Source organism: Azospirillum melinis (assembly GCF_013340935.1).
Classification (GTDB): Bacteria; Pseudomonadota; Alphaproteobacteria; order Azospirillales; family Azospirillaceae; genus Azospirillum; species Azospirillum melinis.
In genome coordinates this window covers 137,891-157,616 of the sequence record NZ_WHOS01000006.1, presented here as the reverse complement: position 1 = coordinate 157,616, position 19,726 = coordinate 137,891, and the positions used below count along the sequence as shown (strand labels likewise).

The window sequence follows — 19,726 nt, the reverse complement described above, 5'->3', positions numbered from 1 at the left end:
CGCCTGCCACGGATTGTCGCCGGCGGCGACGCCGTGCTTCAGGCTGTGCTAGACATTGCCGAGGAAGGTCGCGACACCGGCCGCCAGGATCACTGCACCGGCGCTCGCCAGCAGGTTCGGCCCGTCCCACCCCATCCCCGCCGGATAGCTGTAGACCCGCCGCGGCATGCCGATCAGCCCCAGGATGTGCATCGGGAAGAAGGTCAGGTTGAAGCCGATGAAGAACAGCCAGAAGTTCCAGGCTCCTGCCCGTTCCGACAGCATCCGGCCGGTGAATTTCGGGAACCAGTAATAGACGGCGCCGAACAGCGGGAACACCGCGCCGCCGATCAGCACATAGTGGAAATGGGCGACGACGAAATAGGTGTCATGCGCCTGACTGTCGAGCGGGACCGAGGCCAGCATGATGCCGCTGAGCCCGCCCAGCACGAAAACGACGATGAAGCCGATGACGAACAGCAGCGGCGTGGCGAAGCGCGGCCGTCCGTCCCACAGGGTGGCGATCCAGCAGAAGATCTGGATGCCGCTGGGGATGGCGATGGTCATGCTGGCCGCGGTGTAGAAGCTGTTGCCCAGATGCGGCAGCCCGGTGGCGAACATGTGGTGCACCCACAGCCCGAAGCCGAGGAACCCGGTGGCGAACAGCGCCAGTACCAGCGCGGTGTAGCCGAAGATCGGCCGGCGCGCGAAGGTCGGCAGGATGGAGGAGACGAAGCCGGTCGCCGGCAGGAAGATGATGTAGACCTCCGGATGGCCGAAGAACCAGAACAGGTGCTGCCACAAAAGGGCGTCGCCGCCTTCCGCCGGGTTGAAGAAATGGGTGCCGATCAGCCGGTCCATGATCAGCATGCTGCTGGACACCATCACCGCCGGCATGGCGAACACCACCATGAAGGAGGTGACCAGCTGTCCCCAGACGAACAGCGGGATGCGGTTCAGCGACATGCCGGGTGCGCGCTGCTTGAAGACGGTGACGATGATCTCCACCGAAACGGCAAGCGCCGCCACCTCGGTGAAGGTGATCATCTGCGCCCAGAAATCGACGCGTTTTCCGGGTGAGAACTGGGGTCCCGACAGCGGCACGTAGGCGAACCAGCCGACATCCGGCCCGGCATTCAGGATGAAGGCCACCCACAGCATCACGCCGCCGGCCAGATAGACCCAATAGCTGAAGGCGTTCAGGCGGGGAAAGGCGATGGCGCGGGTGCCAACCATCAGCGGCACCAGGAAGATGGCGAAGGCCTCCATCACCGGCACGGCGAAGAGGAACATCATCGTCGTGCCGTGCATGGTGAAGATCTGGTTGTAGCGGTCGGGCGACAGCAGCGTCCGCTCCGGCCCCGACAGCTGCATCCGCATGGCGAGCGCCAGCAGTCCCGCCAGCAGGAAGAAGACGAAGGCGGTGACGATGTAGCGGCGGCCGACCTGCTTGTGGTCGACGCTGGACAGCCAGCCCCACAGGCCGGGCGGCGTCGCCCAGCTCAGCGACAGGCGGCGATGCGTCTCCGCTTCGCCCAGCGCCGGGCCGTCGCGGCGGATGACGGGCTTTTCGCTGCGGGCGCTCATTTCAGGCTGTCCAGATAGGCGACCACCCCCTGCAGCTGGTCGGGCGACAGGCCGGTGACCGGCATCCGCGTTCCGGGCTTGATGCGCTGCGGGTCGGCGATCCAGCCGGCGAGATTGCCCTTGTTGTAGGGCAGGGTTCCGGCGGCGAGCGACAGGCGGCCGGCGACATGGGTCAGGTCGGGACCGACCCGGCTGGCGGCACTGGTGCCATGGATGGTGTGGCACATCACGCAGGCGGAGCTGAGGAAGACCTGCCGGCCCTGCTCCTGCAATGCGTCGCCGGGCGCGGGCGCGGAGGAGAGCTGGGCGGCGCGCCAGGCGTCGAACCGGTCGCGCGGCATCGCCAGCACATCCAGCGCCATGTTGGCATGCTGAAAGCCGCAGAACTCCGCGCATTGGCCGCGGAAGCGGCCTTCCCGGTCGGCGGTCAGCGTGGTTTCGTTGACGCGGCCGGGGATCAGGTCGGTCTTGCCATGCAGGTTGGGCACCCAGAAGCTGTGGATGACGTCCTGCGACTTCAGCACCACCCGCACCGGCACACCGACCGGCAGGCGGATCTCGTTGGCGGTTTCGAAGCTGCGGCTGGGGACCGGGTCGTTGTACTTGACCTGCCACCACCATTGCTTGGCGGTGACCTCGATCTCCAACTCGGCCCGTCCGGTCAGGCCCAATACGTCGCGGTCGACGGCATAGCTGAGGCCGGTCAGCGTGAGGATGATGACCCCGGTCCCCACCGCCCAGGCGGTCAGCCCACGGGTCAGCCGGCGTTCGATGGGCGGCTCCTTGGCGAAAGCCGGTCCCTGGTGCAGGCGGCCGCGGCGGCGTGGGCGGATTGCTGCGATCAGCAACCCGGCCAGCACCAGCAGGTAAATGACGGTCAGCACGCCGAGGAACAGCCACCACAGGCCGGCGATCCGTCCGGCCTGATGGCCGGCAGGGTCGAGCGCCGACTGCACCCCCTCGCAGCCCGTCAGGAGGACGGTCAGGGCCGCTGCCGTCAAGGCCGCGGTGGCAAGTCCGCCGGCCCTTTTCATTGCCGGCCTTCCAGGTTGGGACCGCCCGGGCTGCTGCCCTTCGGCTCCTCCTTCGGCATGCGCTGTTCGGCCGGCTTGGCGTTCAGGGTGTCGTTGCGCGACGGCGAGGCGGCTTTCGGCGTCTGGCCGCTCAGCGAGCGGACATAGGCGGCGAGTTGCCAGACCTGCTGTTCGGGGATTTTGTTGCGGAAGGAGGGCATGCCGTTGGGCCGCCCCTGGACGATGGTGGCGTAGATGTTGTCCAGCGTGCCGCCGTAAATCCATTTGTCGTCCATCAGCGCCGGGCCGATGCCGCCGCCGCCGTTGGCGTGGCAGGTGTTGCAGTTGAATGAGGTGTAAAGCTGCTTGCCCTGGGAGAGGTGGTAGGCGTTGTTCTCATACTCGCGGTGGCTGGGGCGGGGCGGGGAGGGCTCGCCGGCATAGAGCGAGCCCTGGGTGATGGCGGCCGGACCGCTGTCGCCCACCGGGGCGCCGCGCGGCTCCCGATCCTCGCGGTCGCAGGCCGCCAGCCCCAGGCCTGCCAAGGGGATGGCGAGCAGGGCCGTCCTAACGGCGCTGTGGAAGGGCGAAGACATACAGCATCCCCCCCTTTGTGGTCTTCTGCTTCAGATCGGCGACGGCGTTCGCCCAGCCGGAAGCCGCGGAGGAATCGCGCGGGTCGAGGTCGCCGACCACCACCGCTCCGGCCCAGCCGCCGACCCCCGACAGCACGGCGATGTATTCGCGCCCGTCCGGCCCCCGGTAGGCGATGGGTTGGCCGATGATCCCGGAGCCGGCCTTGAAGCGCCAAAGCTCCTCGCCGGTGCGGGCGTCGAGCGCCTTGAACCAGCCTTCCATGGTTCCGTAGAACAGCAGGTCGCCGGCGGTGGCGAGCGCGCCGCTCCACAGCGGCAAATCTTCCTTCACGCTCCAGGCCTTGGCGCGCTTGAGCGGATCCCAGGCCGACAGCTCGCCGCGGTTGCCGCCGGGACCGGCGAACATCCGCACCTCCGCCCCGATGTAGGGAGTGCCGGCGATGTAGTTGGCCTCCGCACTCTGCCAGTCCATGCAGAGATTCATGTGGGGGATGTAGATCAGGCCGGTGCGCGGCGAAAAGGCGGAGGGGTTCCAGTCCTTCGACCCCGGAGCCGTCGGGCAGATGTCGCGCACGACCTTGCCCATCTTCGGCGCCTTCGCCTCCACCATCGTCAGCTCGCCGGTTTTCAGATCGACGCCGGCAGAGGAGTTGATGGCGGCATAGGGGTCGGCCGACAGCACCTCCCCCGTCGCGCGGTCCAGCACATAGACGTAGCCGTTGCGTTCCGGCCGGACGACGGTCTTGCGCAGCGTGCCGTTCACCGGCAGGTCGAGAAGCAGAAGCTCGTTGACGGCGTCGTGGTCGTACAGGTCGTGGGGGACCACCTGATAGAACCAGCGCGCCTGACCCGTATCGGGGTTGCGGGCGAAGATTCCGCCGGTCCATTTGTTGTCGCCCGGCCGCTGTTCCGGGTTCCACGGGCCGGGGTTGGCGGTGCCGTGATAGATCAGGTTCAGCTCCGGATCGTAGGAAATCCAGCCCCAAACCGTGCCGCCGCCGATGGTCCAGGCATCGGGCGGCCAGCTGGACATGCCGAGGTTGGTGCTCCTCTCCTTGTCGTAGAAGGGCTGGTAGTCCGGGCCGATCAGCACGTCGGCATCAGGGCCGGTGCTGTAAGCCTTCCAGGCGATCTTGCCGGTCGCGGCGTCCAGCGCGGTAAGCCAGCCGCGCACGCCGAATTCGCCTCCCGAATTGCCGACCAGCACCTTTCCCTTCACCACCAGGGGAGCCATGGTCATGGTCTCTCCCTTGTTGATGTCGCCCAGTTGCGTGCGCCACAGCTCGTGGCCGGTTTCCGCCTCGACGGCGATGGTCTGGCTATCCAGCGTGTTGAAGAACAGCCGGCCGTCGGCGAAGGCGGCCCCCCGGTTGACATAATCGCAGCAGGCCACCCCCTGCGCCGAGGCCGCCGGCTTCGGATCGAAGCTCCATTTCACCGGCGCGCCGGGCTTGGTCAGGTCGAGCGCGAACAGACGGTTGGGAAAGGGGGTGACGATGTACATCGTTCCGCCCACCACCAGCGGCGCCGCCTCATGACCGCGGTCGATGCCGGTGGAGAAGGTGAAGGCCACCTGAAGGTCGTGGACATTCGTGGCGTTGATCTGGTCCTGTTCGCTGTAGCGGGTGCTGGCGTAGTTCTTGGCCGGCATCACCCAGTTGCCGTCGTCGGGCGGAGCCGCGGCTGTGGGTGGGGTGGCTTTATCGGAGGGGACCGATGCGGTTGGCACATTGTCGGAGGGCGTGCCGGTCTGTGCCGACGCCGGGCCGGCCATGGCCCCTGCCAGCAACAGTGCGGCCCCTGCGAAACGAGCGATTGCCAACTTGGTCCCCGCTCCGTTTTATGGATTGTTCATTGCTGCAATAACGAAGCGGGAGAGGTCGCGGTTCCGCTAATGCTTAAGGTCAGTACCAAGTTGTATAAGGATTGCGGGTTGGACATTTGCGCGCAACTTGGACTTCTGCCTAAGCCGGGGTTCTGTTGCAGCGGCGTTGTCACGGGAACAGTGGCGGCGCGCCCGTCGCGGCATTATCCTGCTCAGATGCTGAACCGCGCCGGGTTTCCCGGAGGCCCCGTTTCTTGAGCGACTGTGTTGCAGGTCAAGCGGTTTTCCATGGCGAGGCTGTCTTGATGATGGCGTTCAGGATGGTGAGGAGATGGCGCATGCAAGCGACGAGGGCGACCTTCTTGGGACGCCCTGTTGCCACGATCCTGGTGTAATGGGCCTTGATGACGGGGTTCCAGCGGACCGCCGAGAGCGCAGCCATGTAGAGGGCGTTGCGCACAGCGGTGCGGCCACCGGCGATGGCTCTATGGCCACGCATCTGGCCGGAATCGCGGTTGACGGGCGCGACGCCGACCAAGGCGGCGATACGCCGGCGGTCAAGGCGGCCGAGTTCGGGTAGATCAGCGATCAACGTGCGCGCGGTGATGCCGCCGAAGCCGGGGACTGAGGTCAGCAGGTCGTCGGCAGCTCGCCAGACGGGGGAGCCACGCACGCTGTCGTCGATGTCCTTGTCCAACTCGACCAGTTGAGCCTCCAAGGTTTTCCGGGTGGCCTCGATGGTGCGGCGGACCCGTGGGCTGCGGGCCTGACGCAGGCGGTTGGCTTCCATGCCGATCATCTCGACCACTTGCCGACGCCGCGCCACCAACTCGGCCAGCACCTGGCTCTCGGCGTCGGCGATCGGGCGCGGTTCGGGGCGGATGCGTTCGGCGAACAGGGCGATGATCTGGGCATCGAGCGCGTCGGTTTTGGCGAGCCGCCCAGTGGCGCGGGCGAAATCGCGGATCTGACGCGGATTAACGACGGCCAGGGGCAGACCAGCGCCCGCCAGGACGGCGGCGACGGTCACTTCGAAGCCGCCCGTCGCTTCAAGCACGATCAGGGTGGGGGCACGCGTGCGCAACTCGGTGACGAGGTGATCCAGGCCTTCGCCGTTGCGCGCAACGGCGAAGGCCTGCCCTGCGGGCAGAATGTGTACGTCGAGACGGTCCTTCGAGACGTCAATGCCGACGAAGCTTGGCGAAGAAGGCTGTTCGATGACCCGTCCTTGCGAATGCGGGCTCACCTTGCGGCCCGAGCGACTGTTCGGGTTCCGGATGGAACCGGCGGACGGGGCACCGTGCTCAAGAACGGGCTCGATCACCCGAGAGATCAAGAACGGGCTCGATCACCCGAGAGATGGGCGGGCTCCCGTCCGCCGCCAGCCTCGCCGGTGTCGTGTCAGCGGGCAAGGGAGAGATACAAGAGGATGGGGTCATCATGACGAAACAGGCATCCCCCAAATACGCCCCTGAAGTGCGCGAGCGCGTGGTGCGGATGGTGTTCGATCACGCCGAGGAGCACGCGTCGCAGTGGGCGGCGATTAGTTCGATTGCGGCGAAGATCGGCTGCACGGCGGAGACGTTGCGGAACTGGGTCCGCCAGGCCGAGCGTGACCAGGGCAAACGACCCGGCCCAACGACGGACGAGCAGGAGCGGATCAAGGCGCTGGAGCGCGAGGTCCGGGAACTGCGCCAGGCGAACGAGATCCTACGCAAGGCGTCGGCGTATTTCGCCCAGGCGGAGCTCGACCGCCCGTTTCGGAAATGATCGCCTTCATCGACGCGCACTGCGCCGTCCACGGGGGCGAGCCGATCTGCCGAGTGCTGCCGATCGCCCCGTCGACCTACTACGCCCATGCCGCCCGGACGGCCGATCCGGCCAAGGCGCCGGCCCGCTCGCGAAGCGACGCCGAGCTGAGTGTGGTTATCCGACGGGTCTGGGAGGAAAACTTCCAGGTCTACGGGGTACGGAAGGTCTGGCGGCAGTTGCGGCGGGAGGGCCTCGACGTGGCACGCTGCACAGTGGCTCGCCTGATGCGGCGCATGGGGCTGTGGGGCGTCACGCGGGGCAAGGCAGTGCGGACGACGAGCAGCGACCAGGCGGCTCCCTGTCCGCTCGACCGGGTGAACCGCCAGTTCCAGGCGCCCCGCCCGAATGCCTTGTGGGTGGCCGATTTCACGTACGTGGCCACGTGGCAGGGCTTCGTCTACGTGGCCTTCGTCATCGTTCGGCTTGCGGAAATGCACCATGCTGTTAGGGCTCTTTCGTGCCTCGATCCTCGTGCGCCAGCCGCCCAAGAAAGGGTGCCCGTCCCAACGGATGGCATTGAAGTCGTAGATCGATCCGTCAGGACGTATGGTTGCAGCGCTAAAGATGGGAAAGCTGGGAAGGAATAGTGCTGACGCTCGGATCGACCGGGGACGTCAGCCCATCGCGCGCCTTGCGGGCTTCCGCGAGGATCCAGCCGCGGAAAGCCTGTGTCCGGGGATCGTCCAGCCGGCTTTCGTGGATCAGCAGGTAATATTCGCCGGCGCTGCGCACCTCGGATGGCAGTGGCATCGCCAGTTCGGCGCGACGGTCGTACTGCGCCAGCAGGATGTCGGGCACGATGGCGATCCCGCGGCCCTGGCGGGCGGCGTCCAGCGACATGAAGAAATGGCCGAATTCCAGCTCGCCGCCGGTTCCGGCCACGGCTTGTCCACCGGTCGCCCTCAGCCAGTCCGGCCAGGCGTGCCGGCGGCTGGAGGTGTGGATCAGCGGCAGGCGCACCACCGGCCGGCCGTCCTCCAGCACCGCCTCGCCCGCAAGCTCCGGCGCGCAGGCCGGGCGGAGGATGTCGGGGAACAGCTCGTCGGCCTGCACGCCGTCCCAACTCGTCACCATGTCCAGGTCGATGCGCGGCTGTCCGCGCTCGTAGCGGCGGCCCGGAATGCGGCCGACCCGGATCGCGATGTCGGCCTCGTGCGCCAGCAGGTTCGACGGCTCGATCGACGAGATGATCCGCACCTCGACGCCGGGGTTGGCCTGGGTGAACAGATGCAGGCGCGGCATCAGCCACAGCGACGCGATGGTCGGCAGGATCGAGATGGTCAGCGTGCGCATCGTCCGCGACCGGCCGATCCGCTGCGCTGCACGCTCCAGCTCGCTCAAGCTATCGCGGACGGTGCGGGCGAAATCCTCCCCCTCCGGCGTCAGTTCGATGCGCCGGGTCATGCGGCGGAACAGCTGGCAGTCCAGCGCCAGTTCGAGGTCGCGCACCTGCCGGCTGATCGCGCCCTGGGTCAGGTGAAGCTCGTCGGCCGCCAGCGTGAAGGAGAGGTGCCGCGCGGCGGCGTCGAACCCGCGCAGGGTGTTGAGCGGCGGCAGCGGTCGTTTCGGCATCGGCATGGCCTCCTATGGATGAGCCTAGGTCATGCATAGGGGCCGAACAAGTCGTTTGTGAGGTCCGGTGTCCTCCGGCACGCTTCCTGTCACTGAACCGTCAGAGTTCAAAAGAAACAGGGTAAGCGCGAGGGTTACCGTGACACGAACAGCCATGACACGACAGACAAGGGGCGATCCCGCTAAGATTTGGACGCTCGAAGTCAGCGGCATTGCCAAGAATTACGGGGCGACCTGCGCACTCCGCAACGCTTCGTTGCGGCTGCGGCCGGGAAAGGTCCATGCGCTTCTTGGCGAGAACGGTGCCGGCAAGAGCACGCTGGTGAAGATCGTCGTCGGCGCGATCCAACCCGACCGTGGGCGGATCGCGCTGAACGGTGTTCCGACCCGCTTCGCCGGGGTGGGCCGAGCGATTGCCGCCGGGGTGATCCCGATCTACCAGCATCTCAGCCTGTTCCCCCATCTGTCGGTGCTGGAGAACCTGTCGGCCTTTGCCATCGCAGGCGCCACGGGTCTGCGCGCCCGGCCGGCCCTGGTGCCGCGCGCCACGGCGCGGGCCTGGCTGGACGCGGTCGGCCTCGGCTGCGACCTCGACCTGCCGGTCGAGCGGCTGTCGGTCGGCGAGCGCCAGCTGGTGGAGATCGCCCGCGGGCTGGGGCAGCGCTGCACCCTGCTGGTGCTGGACGAGCCGACCGCCGCCCTGACCCATGACGAGACCGACCGGCTGTTCGGCGTGGTCCGCCGCCTGTGCGCGGAGGGCACCGCCATCCTTTTCATCAGCCACAAGTTCGACGAGATCGAGGCACTGGCCGACGACGTCACCGTCCTGCGCGACGGCGTCGCGGTGATCGACGCCGAGCCGCTGGCCTCGCTGAGCCGCGCCGAGCTGGTCCGCGCCATGCTGGGCGATACGGTGGAGACCGGCGACCGCGCGTTGCCGCAGCCGGGGGCCCCGGTGTTGACCGCTACCGGGCTGCGGCTGGGGCCGACGGACGCTCCGGCCGACATCACCGTGCGGGCCGGCGAGATCGTCGGGCTGGCCGGGCTGGTCGGCTCCGGCGCCCTGGAGCTGGCGGCGGCGCTGGCAGGAGCCCGGCCGGTCGCCGCCGGCACGCTCGCGGTGCGGGGGGAGGCGCTGCCGCCGGGCGACCGCGTGCGGGCTGTCGCCGCCGGGGTCGGCTACGTTCCCGCAGACCGCCATGCCGAGGGGCTGTTCGGTCCGCTGGCGGCGCTCCAGAACGCGTCTTCCTCGACCGTCGCGCTGTTCTCGCGCGGCGGGCTGCTGCGGCCAGGCGGCGAGGCGGCAGCGCTGATGCCCTGGCTGCGCCGGCTGGACCTGCACCCGTTCCAGCCGGAGCGTCCGGCCGCCGGATTCAGCGGTGGCAACCAGCAGAAGCTGCTGCTGTCGCGCAATCTGGCAGTGCCGGACCTGCAGGTTCTGGTGGTGCTGGAGCCGACGCGCGGCGTCGATATCGCCGCCCGGGAAACCATCCACGACGCGCTGGTCGAGGCCGCCGGCCGGGGCGTCGCCGTCGTCGTCGCCTCCAGCGACCTCGACGAGGTCATGGCTCTGTCGCACCGCATCCTGGTCGTGCGGCATGGCAGCCTCGATGGCGAGCTGCCGCGCGGCACCGGCCGCGCCGCCCTGATGGACCGGCTGGCCGGACGGAGGGCGGCATGATGGCCCTGACCGGCGCCCGGCCGCGCCGCTTCTCCGGCCGTTTCAACCCGCCCGCCGCCGTCTGGGTCGTCCTGCTGCTGTTCTGTGTCTTTGCCTTGGCGGTGCCGCGCTTCGCCAGCGTCGGCAATCTGGAGAATCTGCTGCGGGTCGGTTCCATCCTCGGCATCGCCGCCTGCGGCCAGACCATCGTGCTGATCCTCGGCGGGATCGAGTTCTCCTTCGGGGCGTCGGCGGCGCTGGCCAGCGTTGTAACGGTGCTGGCCCTGCCGTCCGCCGGGGTGACGGGCGGCTTCGCTGCCGGCGCGGCGTCGGTGCTGCTGGTCGGTCTTGTCAACGGCACGCTGGTCGCGCGCTTTTCCCTGCCGCCATTCCTCGTCACGCTCGGCATGCTGATGGTGGCCGGCGGCGGGGCGGCGGTTCTGGCCGGCGGCCTGCCGATCGACGCACCGCCGAGCGACGCCTTCTCCTGGCCGGCGCGCGGCCGGATCGCCGGCATCCCGGTGCCGATCCTGGCGGCGGCGGCAAGCTTTGCCCTGCTGCACCTGCTGCTCGCCCACACCCGCGCCGGCCGGCTCTGGTACCTCGTCGGTGCCAACGGCACGGCGGCGCGGCTGTCCGGCATCACGGTGTGGCGGTCGGTGCTGGCGGGCTATCTGCTGGCCGGCGCCTTCTGCGCGCTTGCCGCCGTCATCCTGACCAGCCGGGTCGCCTCCGGCCAGCCCGGCCTAGCGCCCAACCTGCCCTTCGAGACCATTGCGGCCTGCGCCGTCGGCGGCATCCCGCTGGCAGGCGGGCAGGGCAGGGCGGTGCAGACTCTGTGCGGCGTGCTGGTCATCGCCATGCTGAACAACGCGGTGGTGCTGCTGAACCTGCCCGTCGCCTATCAGCAGTTGATGATCGCCGCCGTGATCCTCGGCGCGGTGATGCTCCAGCAGGCGCCCCGGCTGCTCCTGCTGCTGCCGGTCCGGCCCGCCCGCCAGCCAGAGGAGGACCGGTCATGAGCGCCCGTCTCCTGCGCCGCTCCGCCGATGGCCTGCGCGCCGCCGGCTCCACGCTTCCCATCCCCTTCCGGGTCGCGCCGCTCTGCCTGATCCTGGCGGTGGCGGTGTTCGCGGCCACCACGCCGCGCTTCCTCAGCCTGGGCAACGCCGCCAACATCGGGGCGCAGGTCTGGGTTCTCGCCCTGCTCGCCATCGGACAGATGTTCGTGCTGGCGACCCGGGGCTTCGACATCTCGGTCGGTGCCGTCGCCGCCCTGTCCAGCGTCTGCGCGGCGATGGCCTGCAATGGCTGGGGACTGCCCGGACTGGCCGCCGGGGCGCTGGCCGGGCTGATCTGCGGGCTGGTCAACGGTGCGCTGGTCGGCACGCTCGGCCTCCAGCCGGTGGTCGCCACTCTGGGCAGCCTGATCGCGGTGCGCGGCCTGTCGCTGCTGATCACCGGCGACGGGCAGGTGGTGCCGCTCGACGCGGCCGGCGCGGTGACCCGCCTCGGTTTCGAGCCGATGCCGGTCCTGCCCGCCGCCAGCTGGGCGGCGCTGGTCCTGGCGGTCGGAGCCGCCCTGCTGGTCGGCCGCAGCCTCGCCGGCCGGCGCATCCTGATGGCCGGGTCTAACCCCGAGGCGGTGGCGCTGGTGGGCGTCGACACCCGGCGCGTCCAGCTCTGGGCCTATGGCCTGTGCGGTCTGTTCGCCGGCCTCGCCGGGGTGCTGATGACGGTCCGCGCCGGCTCCGGCCTGCCGACCGAGGGGGCGGGGATGGAGCTTCAGGCCATCGCCGCCGCGGTCATCGGCGGGACCGCGCTCAGCGGCGGCATCGCCAGCGTGGCCGCCGTCGTGATCGGGGCCGCCTTCATCCAGGTGCTGCTGACCGGCCTCAACCTCCAGGGCGTCTCGCCCTTCGTCGCTCAGATCGCCGTTGGGGTGGTCATCATCGCCTCCGGCCTTCTCGAAACGCTTCTGCGCTCTCTGCCGTCCTTCCACTCCCAATCAAGGACACGGACATGACCCGCTCACCGATCCGCTTCGCCGGAAGCCTCGCCGCCCTGCTGCTGCTCTCCACCGCGCCGGCCCTGGCGCAGGACAAGGCCATCGGCTTCGCCATCCCCAACCTCGCCTCGTCCTTCTGGATCTCCGCCGTCTACGGGGCGGAGCAGGAGGCCAAGGCTGCCGGCGTCACGCTGGTCAAGCTCAACGCCGGCGGCGACGCCAACAGCAGCCAGCAGATCGCCCAGATCCAGGATCTGGCCCAGCGCGGCGTCGCCGCCATCATCGTCGGCGCCACCAACGGCGACGCGGTCCGGGCGGTGGTGGAGCAGGCGGTCGGCCGCGGCATCCCGGTGGTCGGCATCTCCTCGCCGCCCAACAGCGACCGGCTCAGCGCGACGGTCAGCGCCGACCATTACGACATGGGCCGCCTTCAGGCACGCTGCCTGGCCCAGGCCATCGGCGGCAAGGGCGAGGTGGCGATGATGGCCGGGCCGACCGGGCAGGCCTGGTCCGACCTGCGGGCCAAGGGCTTCCGCGAGACGCTGGCGAAGGAGGCGCCGGGGGTGACGGTCGTCGCCGAATCCCGGCTGGCCGACAACCGCAACGCCGCCCTCACCACGGCGGAGGACTGGACCCAGCGCTTCCCCGACCTGAAGGGCGTCTATGCCGCCACCGACGACATGGCGGCCGGCGTGGTCGCCGCGATGAAGGCGGCCGGCCGCATGCCGGCGGTGCGGGTCTCCGCCTCCAACTTCAGCCCGACGGCGCAGCAGCTGCTGAAGGACCGCGAGCTGGCCTGCACCTCCATCCAGCAGGTGGTGGCGCAGGGCCGCGCCGCCTTTACCCAGGCGCTGGCCGCCGCCGCGAAGAAGCCGGTCGAGGCCAAGGTCGTGCTGCCGGCGCTGCTCGTCACCTCTGACACGCTGGGCGAGGTCGATCTAAGCTCGGTCGTCGCCCCGGCCGACTACCGGCCCTGACCATATCGAACCGAAGGCAGGACAAGCGATGCTTCCCTCCCACAACCGCTTTCCCTATTCCGCCATCACCGACCGTCCCGACTTCTCCTGGCCGGGCGGCAAGCGGCTGGCCGTCTATGTGGCGCTCTGCGTCGAGCATTTCCCCTATGGCAGCGGCCTGGGGCTGCCCTATTCGCCGGGGCTGAGCCATCCCAACAGCTACAATTGGGCGTGGCGGGAATACGGCAACCGGGTCGGCGGCTGGCGGCTGATCGACCTGTTCGACGCCCACCGCCTGCCGCTGACAGTGCTGCTCAACACCGAATGCTACGAGCATTGCCCGGAACTGGTCGCGGCGCTGCGGCAGCGCGGCGACGAGATCGTCGCCCATGGCCGCACCAACGGCGAACACCAGAACGGCATGGGCCTGGAGGAGGAGCGCCGCCTGATCGCCGAGGCGACCGAGGCCATCCGCCGCCACGAGGGCAAGCCCCCCGCCGGCTGGATGAGCCCCGGCGCCCACCCCAGCGCCAACACCGAGGATCTGCTGGCCGAGGCCGGCTACCGCTACACGCTGGACTGGCCGATGGACGACCAGCCGGTGTGGATGCGGACCACCGGCGGGCCGCTGCTGAGCGTGCCCTATCCGCATGAGGTGAACGACGTGCCGATGGTCGTCCTGCATGACGGCACGGCGCCGGCCTTCGCCGACATGGCCATCGACAATTTCGACGAGATGCTGTGCCAGTCGAAGGACCAGCCGCTCGCCTACGGCATCACCATCCACAGCTTCATTGTCGGCCAGCCCTTCCGCATCAAGCAGTTCCGCCGGGTGCTGGAGCATCTCGACGCCCATCGCGACGAGGTCTGGTTCGCCACCGCCGGCCAGATCGCCGACCACTTCGCCGGTCTGATGCCACCGCCGGCCTATACCGGTCCCTGACCCGTTCCTGACGCCGGCCCTCCGTTAGGGCCGGCTCCTATCCGAAAGGTTCCATCATGACTGAGACGCCCCTTGGGCTGTCCCAAACCCCGGCGCACGCCCGCGCTCTGCCCCCGCTGCGGGTCGCCGTCGCCGGCCTCGGCGCCGTCGGCCTGAAGATCGTCGAGGCGCTCGACGAGGGGCTCGACGGCTGCGTCCTGACCGCCGTCTCGGCTCGCGACAAGGCGGCGGCGGCGGACCGCCTGTCCGCTCTGACCCGCCCGGTGCCGGTGGTGGACATCGCCGAGTTGGAGCCACTCGCCGACCTCGTCGTCGAATGCGCCCCCGCAGCCCTGCTTCCGGCCATTGTCGAGCCCTTCCTCCGCGCCGGCAAAACGGCGGTCGTGCTCAGCTCCGGCGCCCTGCTGGCCAACGAGGGGTTGATTACCATCGCCCGTGCCCATGGCGGGCAGATCGTCGTGCCGACCGGGGCGCTGCTCGGCCTCGACGCGGTGACGGCGGCGGCGGAGGGGGAGATCCGCGCCGTGCGCATGGTGACCCGCAAGCCGGTGCGCGGTCTGGTCGGCGCCCCCTATCTGGTCGAGAACGGCATCGCCATCGAGGACATCACCGGCCCGCTGCGCATCTTCCACGGCACCCCGCGCGAGGCGGCGGTCGGTTTCCCCGCCAACCTGAACGTCGCGGTGGCGCTGTCGCTGGCCGGCATCGGCCCCGACCGCACGACGCTGGAGATCTGGGCCGACCCGGCGCTGGAGCGCAACACCCACCGCATCGAGGTCGAGGCGGACTCGGCGACCTTCACCATGGCGATCGAGAACATCCCGACCGACAACCCGAAGACCGGCCGCATCACCGCCCTGTCGGTGCTGGCCTATCTGCGCAAGCTGCGCGCGCCGCTGCGCGTCGGGTCCTGAACGCCGCTTTCAGCAAGAAACGAAAAACAGAAGGGGGATTCGTCATGGATCTCGGACTTTCCGGCCGCACCGCGCTGGTGCTGGGCGCCGGGGGCGGGCTCGGCCGCGCCATCGCCCTGGGTCTGGCGCGCGAAGGCGCCAACCTCGTCATCGCCGACCGCGACGCGCCGTCGCTCGCCGCCACCAGCGCCATCCTCGCCGAAACTGTTGGCTCCGAATCCGCCGTGCCCTGCCTCCCCATCGTCTGGGACCTGGGCGACGCGGCCGCCATCGACCGCAACGTCGCCCTGGCCGAGGAGCGGTTCGGCGGAATCGACATCCTGGTCAACAACACCGGCGGCCCGCCGCCGTCGCCGGCCAGCGGCGTCGACCCGAGGATCTGGTCGGCGCAGTTCGAGGCGATGGTGCTGTCGGTCATCCGCATCACCGACCGGGTGCTGCCCGGCATGCGGAAGCGCCGCTGGGGCCGGATCGTCACCAGCGCCTCGTCGGGCGTCGTGGCGCCGATCCCCAACCTTGCGCTGTCCAACGCGTTGCGCCTGTCGCTGGTCGGCTGGTCCAAGTCGCTGGCCCGCGAGGTGGCGGCCGACGGCGTGACCGTCAACGTCGTCCTGCCCGGCCGCATCGCCACCGACCGCATCCGCTTCCTCGACGAGAGCAAGGCGGCTCGCGAGAACCGGCCGGTCGCCGAAATCGTCGCCGAGAGCACCGCCGCCATCCCGATGGCCCGCTACGGCGAGCCCCGCGAGTACGCCGACGCCGTCGCCTTCCTGGCCAGCGAGCGCGCCGCCTACGTCACCGGCTCCACCCTGCGGGTGGACGGCGGCTACATCCCCAGCATCTGACAGTCTGAAGGATCCCCAGCATGAGCAGCAGCACCGACACGGTCCTCACCGCCGCGCAGCGCGAGGACATCCGCACCCGCTTCCTGGCCGTCGACACCTCCAACGTCGCCGACGTGCTCGACGTGATGGGCTGGCCCGACCAGGGTCTGGCGGCGGAATTCATGCCCTATCCCGCCACCGCCGGGCGGCTGGCCGGCTGGGCCTACACCATCCGCGGCCAGATGACGCCCTATCCGCTGGGCGGCGACGCCGACAAGATGGCGGCATGCCAGGGGCTGTCGCCCGGTGAGGTTTCGGTGTGGAGCGGCGATGGCGACGGCATCTGCTATTTCGGCGAGCTGATCGCCATCGGCATGAAGGAGCGCGGCAGCACCGGCGCGCTGGTCGACGGCGGTATCCGCGACGTGCGCTGGCTCGGCCATCACGGCTTCCCGGTCTACGCCCGCTATCGCACGCCGGTGCAGTCGATCGGCCGCTGGAAGGTCAACGCGTGGCAGGTTCCGGTCTTCCTGCGCGGGGCCACGGTGGAGCGCGTGCGGATCGAGCCGGGCGACTTCATCCTGGCCGACGAGGACGGTGCGCTCGCCATTCCTGCGGCCATCGTTCCGAAGGTGCTGGCGGAGTCCGAGTCGCTGACCGCGACCGAGATCCGCATCCGCGAGGAGCTGTCGAACGGCTTGACCCTGGCGCAGGCGCTGGAGCGCTACGGCCACGTCTGACACCCCGCCGGACGGCTCTGTTTCCGCCTGCCGGAGATGGGGCCGTTCCGGGAGTGCCACCGCAGTCGCCGCCATCCTCCACACCGCGACACCAGTGTTGAAAGGGCCTCAGCATGACCGCTGCGTCTTCCCACGACCCTGCCGAGGCCGTCGCGGCCGCCCTGGCCGCGGCGCGCGCCAGCCGGCTGAACGCCTTCATCGAGCTGTTCCCCGATGCGGAGGAGCAGGCGCGGGCGCTGCCGGCGGTTTCGGCGGACCGTCCGCGGCCGGCTCTCTGGGGGCTGCCCTTCGCTCACAAGGACGTTTTCGTCACCGCCGGGCGGCAGCCGACGGTGGGGGTCGGGCATGGCTACCGCTGGAGTGGAGAGCGGACCAGCGTGGCGCTCGACCGTCTGGCGGCGGCGGGAGCCATCGCCATCGGGGCGCTGAACCTCGACCCGCATTGCTATGCCGCCACCGGGCTGAATCCCTATTTCGGGCGGGTGCTGAACCCGCTGGATGCGCGGTTCGCCGTCGGCGGGTCGTCGAGCGGATCGGCGGCGGCGGTCGCCGCCGGCATCGTGCCCTTCGCGCTCGGCACCGACACCGGCGGGTCGGTTCGCATCCCGGCCGCCCTGTGCGGCGTTTTCGGCTTCAAACCGACTGCCGGCGTCGTCGGCGATCCCGGCATCGCGCCGCTGTCGCCATCGCAGGACGTCATCGGCATCATCGCCCGAGATCCCGCCCTGCTGCGCGCCGTGTTCGCGGTGCTGCGCGATCCGGTTCCCTTGGAGCGACGTGATCCGGGTGCCGGTCCTCTGCGTGTCGGCTTGCCGGCGCAATGGCTCCGGACCGGGGTGGAGCCGGAGGTCGCCACGGTCATCCAGTCCGTCCTTCGCCGGATGACCGAGGGCGGAGCGGTGGCGGCCGAGGTCGCCCTGCCGTCGCTCGATGCGCTGAGCGCCTGCGCCGGGACCATCACTTCGTTCGAGGCGTCGGCCTTGCATCGGACGGCGCTGGCCGAGCGCCCGGACCAGTATCCGGCGGCGGTGCGGCGGCGTCTTATCGCGGCGGCCGAGGTGGGGTGCGACGCCTACGAGCAGGCATTGCGTGATCGCGAAGCCCATCGGGCGGCGGTGCTCGAAGGCGCTTTCGCAGCGGCGGACGTCCTGCTCTGTCCGGTGATCGGGGGGCCGGCTCCGCGTCTGGACGGTGTCGACGACGACGACGTGACCATTGCCGGCGCCACCACCCTGGCCTTCCTGCGCTTCAACCGCCCTTTCAGCCTGCTCGGCCTGCCGGCGCTGGCGCTGCCGGCCGGGCACGACCGCAACGGGATGCCGGTGGGGGTCCAGATCGTCGGGCGGCCGGGCGCGGACGATCTGGTCCTGGCCATCGCTGACCGGTTCGGCGGGGCATCGGGCCGTCCCGCCTGACCGTCGCGACGGCGGTTACCCCACCTTGGCGGCCATCGCCTCGATTTCCACCAGCCAGCCCGGCTCCACCAGCCCGGCCACCTGCACGCGGGTGCGCACCGGAATGTTCGGGGTTTCGGTGGTGCCGAAAGCCTCCGCGTAGGCGCGGGAAAAGCCCTGGAAATCGGCATGCCCGCCAATCCGCGCATCGCCGACCAGGAAGGCCTGAACCTTGACCACGTCGTTCAGGCCATAGCCGCGCCGTTCCAGCGTAGCCTTCAACTCCGCCAGGATGTTGCGGGTCTGGACCTCCGTGTCACCATAGGCCTCGGCTCGGTCGCTCGGAACGGAGCTGTCGATGACCGGCGGCGTCAGCCCGCTCAGCATCAGGAATTCGGTACCATCGACCGGCACCCGCACCGATTCCAGAAATTGGGTCCGGTAGGGCGAGGACTCATCCAGTGCGTAGCGTTCAATTCCTTTTGCCAAGGCCATTCCTCCAAGTGTCGATGCTGAAAACGGTGGGCCAAACCTCCGCATCCGGTCAGTTCCCGACAAACGATTTATCCGGCCTCCATGCATGAGAAGGACTCATGCATCCCGATTCCAGTGGCGGGCCGCCGCAGCATGGTGCGCTCCCGCAAGCCTGGTAACGCCCCGCGACGGCTCAGCCGGCAGCTTGAATGAAAGAGTTGGCAAAGTTGCGCCAGGTCCGCTCACCGTGCATGAAGGTTCTGGCCTTTTCGGCCCGAACCCGTGCGGCCGCGCTGTCGGTATAGATGCTCTCCAACTGTTCGATCATCTCGTCCACAGCGGATTCGCCCCAGCCGCGGCGTGAGCCGGTGGGGTCGACGACTGGAGCCTGGTTGCGGAGAGCCAGGCAATTGTCCTCATGGATCAGGTCGAGATGCCCGGTGTTGGCCGACAGGATCACCGGCACACCGCAGGCCATCGCCTCCATGGCGACAAGGTTGGTTGCGCCCTCGCAGCGGTTGGGGAAAACGGCGGCGTGACAATCGGCCATGATCGCCGCGATCCGATGCCTCGGGAGGAAGCCCATGTCGACGAAGCCCTCCGGAGGCACGCCATGCGCCATCGCCCATTCTACGATCCGCAGCTTGCCGTTTTCGCCGATCATCGGGGGTACGGGCGTCAACGGGGATTCGGCGATCGTTTTGGAGGTCTGCGGCCAGTGATTGTGCCACGCGGTGACCAGCAGCGCTTCGGGATGGCGCTGGTGGAAATGGCGGAAGGCGGCCAACACGATGTCCTGGCCCTTGCGGAACTCCAGCTTGCCCCCGGAGAAGATGACGAAGCGGTCACCGAACCGGCCGGTGGGAGGCAGCGCAGGAAGCTCACCCGGATCGATGCCCTGGAAAGCGCAGCCGACATCCGGGATTCCCTGCTCCAGAAGCAAATCCCGGTTGTAGGTCGAATGCACCACGAGCTTGTCATAGCTGCGCGCACGCTCCAGCGTGGCGGCGTCGAACCGGCTGTCCTCGAAGGCGATCACGCCGACATTGCGGCTGCCGCGGAAGCGCGCGGATGTCGGCCCCTCGGTGAAACCGTTTGCCAGCGCATGCAGCAGCGTCCAGCCTTCGATGACCACCACCCTGTCCCGGATCTGACCGGCGATGGCGCCGATGCGCTCATAGCCGGCAAGCAGGGCCGTCACTCTTTCCCTGTTCTCCGGCCGCAGGGTGGCCAGCAGCGGCCGTTCCAGCAACAGCGGCGGGCGGCCCTGGTCCAACAGGCAAAGCGCCGTATGCACGCCGACCAGACCCCAGCCATGAATTTCCGAAAGCTGCCAAGTCAAGGCAATGTTCTTTTCCACGCACAGCCTTTCGACGCACGGTGCAAATGCCGGTTGACCTTCCCGGTGGGGACTGGTGCTATGCAGCAG

At 69.1% G+C, this 19,726-nt stretch carries 17 protein-coding genes, 1 pseudogene and 1 other annotated feature; of the genes and pseudogenes, 10 read left to right on the top strand and 8 right to left on the bottom strand.

Annotated features, from left to right (window positions below; translation table 11 throughout):
* Positions 1-48: 48 nt before the first annotated feature.
* The 5 genes from ctaD to GBZ48_RS07150 form a co-directional block, all read right to left on the bottom strand.
* Positions 49-1,566, bottom strand: coding sequence for a cytochrome c oxidase subunit I (gene ctaD, locus GBZ48_RS07170; protein WP_246307032.1), 1,518 nt, complete (start codon positions 1,564-1,566; stop codon positions 49-51).
* The gene (gene coxB / locus GBZ48_RS07165) at positions 1,563-2,600 is read right to left on the bottom strand and encodes a cytochrome c oxidase subunit II (protein ID WP_174470383.1); all 1,038 of its coding nucleotides are present in this window, start codon (positions 2,598-2,600) and stop codon (positions 1,563-1,565) included. The genes ctaD and coxB overlap by 4 nt, the downstream gene beginning before the upstream one ends.
* On the bottom strand, positions 2,597-3,175 hold the full coding sequence (locus GBZ48_RS07160) for a c-type cytochrome (RefSeq protein WP_174470382.1): 579 nt from the start codon (positions 3,173-3,175) through the stop codon (positions 2,597-2,599). The genes coxB and GBZ48_RS07160 overlap by 4 nt, the downstream gene beginning before the upstream one ends.
* Positions 3,147-4,997: a methanol/ethanol family PQQ-dependent dehydrogenase gene (locus tag GBZ48_RS07155; RefSeq protein WP_246307031.1), complete on the bottom strand. Its 1,851-nt coding sequence runs from the start codon at positions 4,995-4,997 to the stop codon at positions 3,147-3,149. The genes GBZ48_RS07160 and GBZ48_RS07155 overlap by 29 nt, the downstream gene beginning before the upstream one ends.
* Positions 4,998-5,274: 277 nt before the next feature.
* Positions 5,275-6,219 (bottom strand): IS110 family RNA-guided transposase, encoded by a 945-nt coding sequence (locus GBZ48_RS07150; RefSeq protein ID WP_174470422.1) that lies wholly within the window; start codon positions 6,217-6,219, stop codon positions 5,275-5,277.
* Positions 6,220-6,440: 221 nt separating this feature from the next.
* Here GBZ48_RS07150 and GBZ48_RS07145 point away from each other — a divergent pair.
* Positions 6,441-7,228 (top strand): annotated as a pseudogene (locus tag GBZ48_RS07145) (IS3 family transposase); the annotation flags it as partial.
* Positions 6,725-6,841, top strand: a sequence feature (AL1L pseudoknot). Its footprint overlaps the pseudogene before it by 117 nt.
* Positions 7,229-7,370: 142 nt before the next feature.
* Here the strand turns inward: GBZ48_RS07145 and GBZ48_RS07140 are convergent.
* A complete protein-coding gene (locus GBZ48_RS07140; protein ID WP_174470381.1) occupies positions 7,371-8,384 on the bottom strand; it encodes a LysR substrate-binding domain-containing protein in 1,014 nt (337 codons plus the stop codon).
* Between the two features lie 154 nt (positions 8,385-8,538).
* Here GBZ48_RS07140 and GBZ48_RS07135 point away from each other — a divergent pair, with 154 nt between their 5' ends.
* The 9 genes from GBZ48_RS07135 (at position 8,539) to GBZ48_RS07095 (ending at position 17,844) form a co-directional block, all read left to right on the top strand.
* Positions 8,539-10,065 (top strand): sugar ABC transporter ATP-binding protein, encoded by a 1,527-nt coding sequence (locus GBZ48_RS07135; RefSeq protein ID WP_174470380.1) that lies wholly within the window; start codon positions 8,539-8,541, stop codon positions 10,063-10,065.
* A complete protein-coding gene (locus tag GBZ48_RS07130) occupies positions 10,062-11,066 on the top strand; it encodes an ABC transporter permease (RefSeq protein ID WP_174470379.1) in 1,005 nt (334 codons plus the stop codon). The genes GBZ48_RS07135 and GBZ48_RS07130 overlap by 4 nt, the downstream gene beginning before the upstream one ends.
* Entirely contained in the window at positions 11,063-12,070 is a 1,008-nt protein-coding gene (locus GBZ48_RS07125) for an ABC transporter permease (protein ID WP_174470378.1), read from the top strand. Before GBZ48_RS07130 ends, GBZ48_RS07125 begins: the two co-directional genes overlap by 4 nt.
* Positions 12,067-13,029 (top strand): substrate-binding domain-containing protein, encoded by a 963-nt coding sequence (locus tag GBZ48_RS07120; protein ID WP_174470377.1) that lies wholly within the window; start codon positions 12,067-12,069, stop codon positions 13,027-13,029. Before GBZ48_RS07125 ends, GBZ48_RS07120 begins: the two co-directional genes overlap by 4 nt.
* Positions 13,030-13,057: 28 nt before the next feature.
* The gene (locus GBZ48_RS07115; protein ID WP_174470376.1) at positions 13,058-13,951 is read left to right on the top strand and encodes a polysaccharide deacetylase family protein; all 894 of its coding nucleotides are present in this window, start codon (positions 13,058-13,060) and stop codon (positions 13,949-13,951) included.
* A gap of 56 nt (positions 13,952-14,007) precedes the next feature.
* Positions 14,008-14,865 carry an aspartate dehydrogenase gene (locus GBZ48_RS07110; protein ID WP_174470375.1) on the top strand — a complete coding sequence of 286 codons (858 nt, stop codon included), beginning with the start codon at positions 14,008-14,010 and terminating at the stop codon, positions 14,863-14,865.
* Between the two features lie 44 nt (positions 14,866-14,909).
* Complete coding sequence (locus GBZ48_RS07105; RefSeq protein WP_174470374.1) at positions 14,910-15,710, top strand: SDR family oxidoreductase; 801 nt, start codon at positions 14,910-14,912, stop codon at positions 15,708-15,710.
* A 20-nt stretch (positions 15,711-15,730) separates the two neighbouring features.
* Positions 15,731-16,429 carry an RraA family protein gene (locus tag GBZ48_RS07100; protein ID WP_174470373.1) on the top strand — a complete coding sequence of 233 codons (699 nt, stop codon included), beginning with the start codon at positions 15,731-15,733 and terminating at the stop codon, positions 16,427-16,429.
* 113 nt (positions 16,430-16,542) lie between these two features.
* Positions 16,543-17,844, top strand: a complete 1,302-nt coding sequence (locus tag GBZ48_RS07095; RefSeq protein ID WP_174470372.1) for an amidase — start codon at positions 16,543-16,545, stop codon at positions 17,842-17,844.
* 15 nt (positions 17,845-17,859) lie between these two features.
* On the opposite strand, the gene GBZ48_RS07090 is transcribed toward GBZ48_RS07095, so the two are convergent.
* Together GBZ48_RS07090 and GBZ48_RS07085 are read right to left on the bottom strand one after the other, a co-directional pair.
* On the bottom strand, positions 17,860-18,312 hold the full coding sequence (locus GBZ48_RS07090) for a RidA family protein (protein WP_174470371.1): 453 nt from the start codon (positions 18,310-18,312) through the stop codon (positions 17,860-17,862).
* A 178-nt stretch (positions 18,313-18,490) separates the two neighbouring features.
* Positions 18,491-19,657, bottom strand: coding sequence for a glycosyltransferase (locus tag GBZ48_RS07085; RefSeq protein ID WP_174470370.1), 1,167 nt, complete (start codon positions 19,655-19,657; stop codon positions 18,491-18,493).
* Positions 19,658-19,726: the final 69 nt, after the last annotated feature.

Excerpts from the sequence above, each read along its gene's own strand:
- ctaD (WP_246307032.1), bottom strand. The coding sequence starts at position 1,566 with ATGAGCGCCCGCAGCGAAAAGCCCGTCATCCGCCGCGACGGCCCGGCG.
- coxB (WP_174470383.1), bottom strand. The coding sequence starts at position 2,600 with ATGAAAAGGGCCGGCGGACTTGCCACCGCGGCCTTGACGGCAGCGGCC.
- GBZ48_RS07160 (WP_174470382.1), bottom strand. The coding sequence starts at position 3,175 with ATGTCTTCGCCCTTCCACAGCGCCGTTAGGACGGCCCTGCTCGCCATC.
- GBZ48_RS07140 (WP_174470381.1), bottom strand. The coding sequence starts at position 8,384 with ATGCCGAAACGACCGCTGCCGCCGCTCAACACCCTGCGCGGGTTCGAC.
- GBZ48_RS07135 (WP_174470380.1), top strand. The coding sequence starts at position 8,539 with ATGACACGACAGACAAGGGGCGATCCCGCTAAGATTTGGACGCTCGAA.
- GBZ48_RS07130 (WP_174470379.1), top strand. The coding sequence starts at position 10,062 with ATGATGGCCCTGACCGGCGCCCGGCCGCGCCGCTTCTCCGGCCGTTTC.
- GBZ48_RS07125 (WP_174470378.1), top strand. The coding sequence starts at position 11,063 with ATGAGCGCCCGTCTCCTGCGCCGCTCCGCCGATGGCCTGCGCGCCGCC.
- GBZ48_RS07120 (WP_174470377.1), top strand. The coding sequence starts at position 12,067 with ATGACCCGCTCACCGATCCGCTTCGCCGGAAGCCTCGCCGCCCTGCTG.
- GBZ48_RS07115 (WP_174470376.1), top strand. The coding sequence starts at position 13,058 with ATGCTTCCCTCCCACAACCGCTTTCCCTATTCCGCCATCACCGACCGT.
- GBZ48_RS07110 (WP_174470375.1), top strand. The coding sequence starts at position 14,008 with ATGACTGAGACGCCCCTTGGGCTGTCCCAAACCCCGGCGCACGCCCGC.
- GBZ48_RS07105 (WP_174470374.1), top strand. The coding sequence starts at position 14,910 with ATGGATCTCGGACTTTCCGGCCGCACCGCGCTGGTGCTGGGCGCCGGG.
- GBZ48_RS07100 (WP_174470373.1), top strand. The coding sequence starts at position 15,731 with ATGAGCAGCAGCACCGACACGGTCCTCACCGCCGCGCAGCGCGAGGAC.
- GBZ48_RS07095 (WP_174470372.1), top strand. The coding sequence starts at position 16,543 with ATGACCGCTGCGTCTTCCCACGACCCTGCCGAGGCCGTCGCGGCCGCC.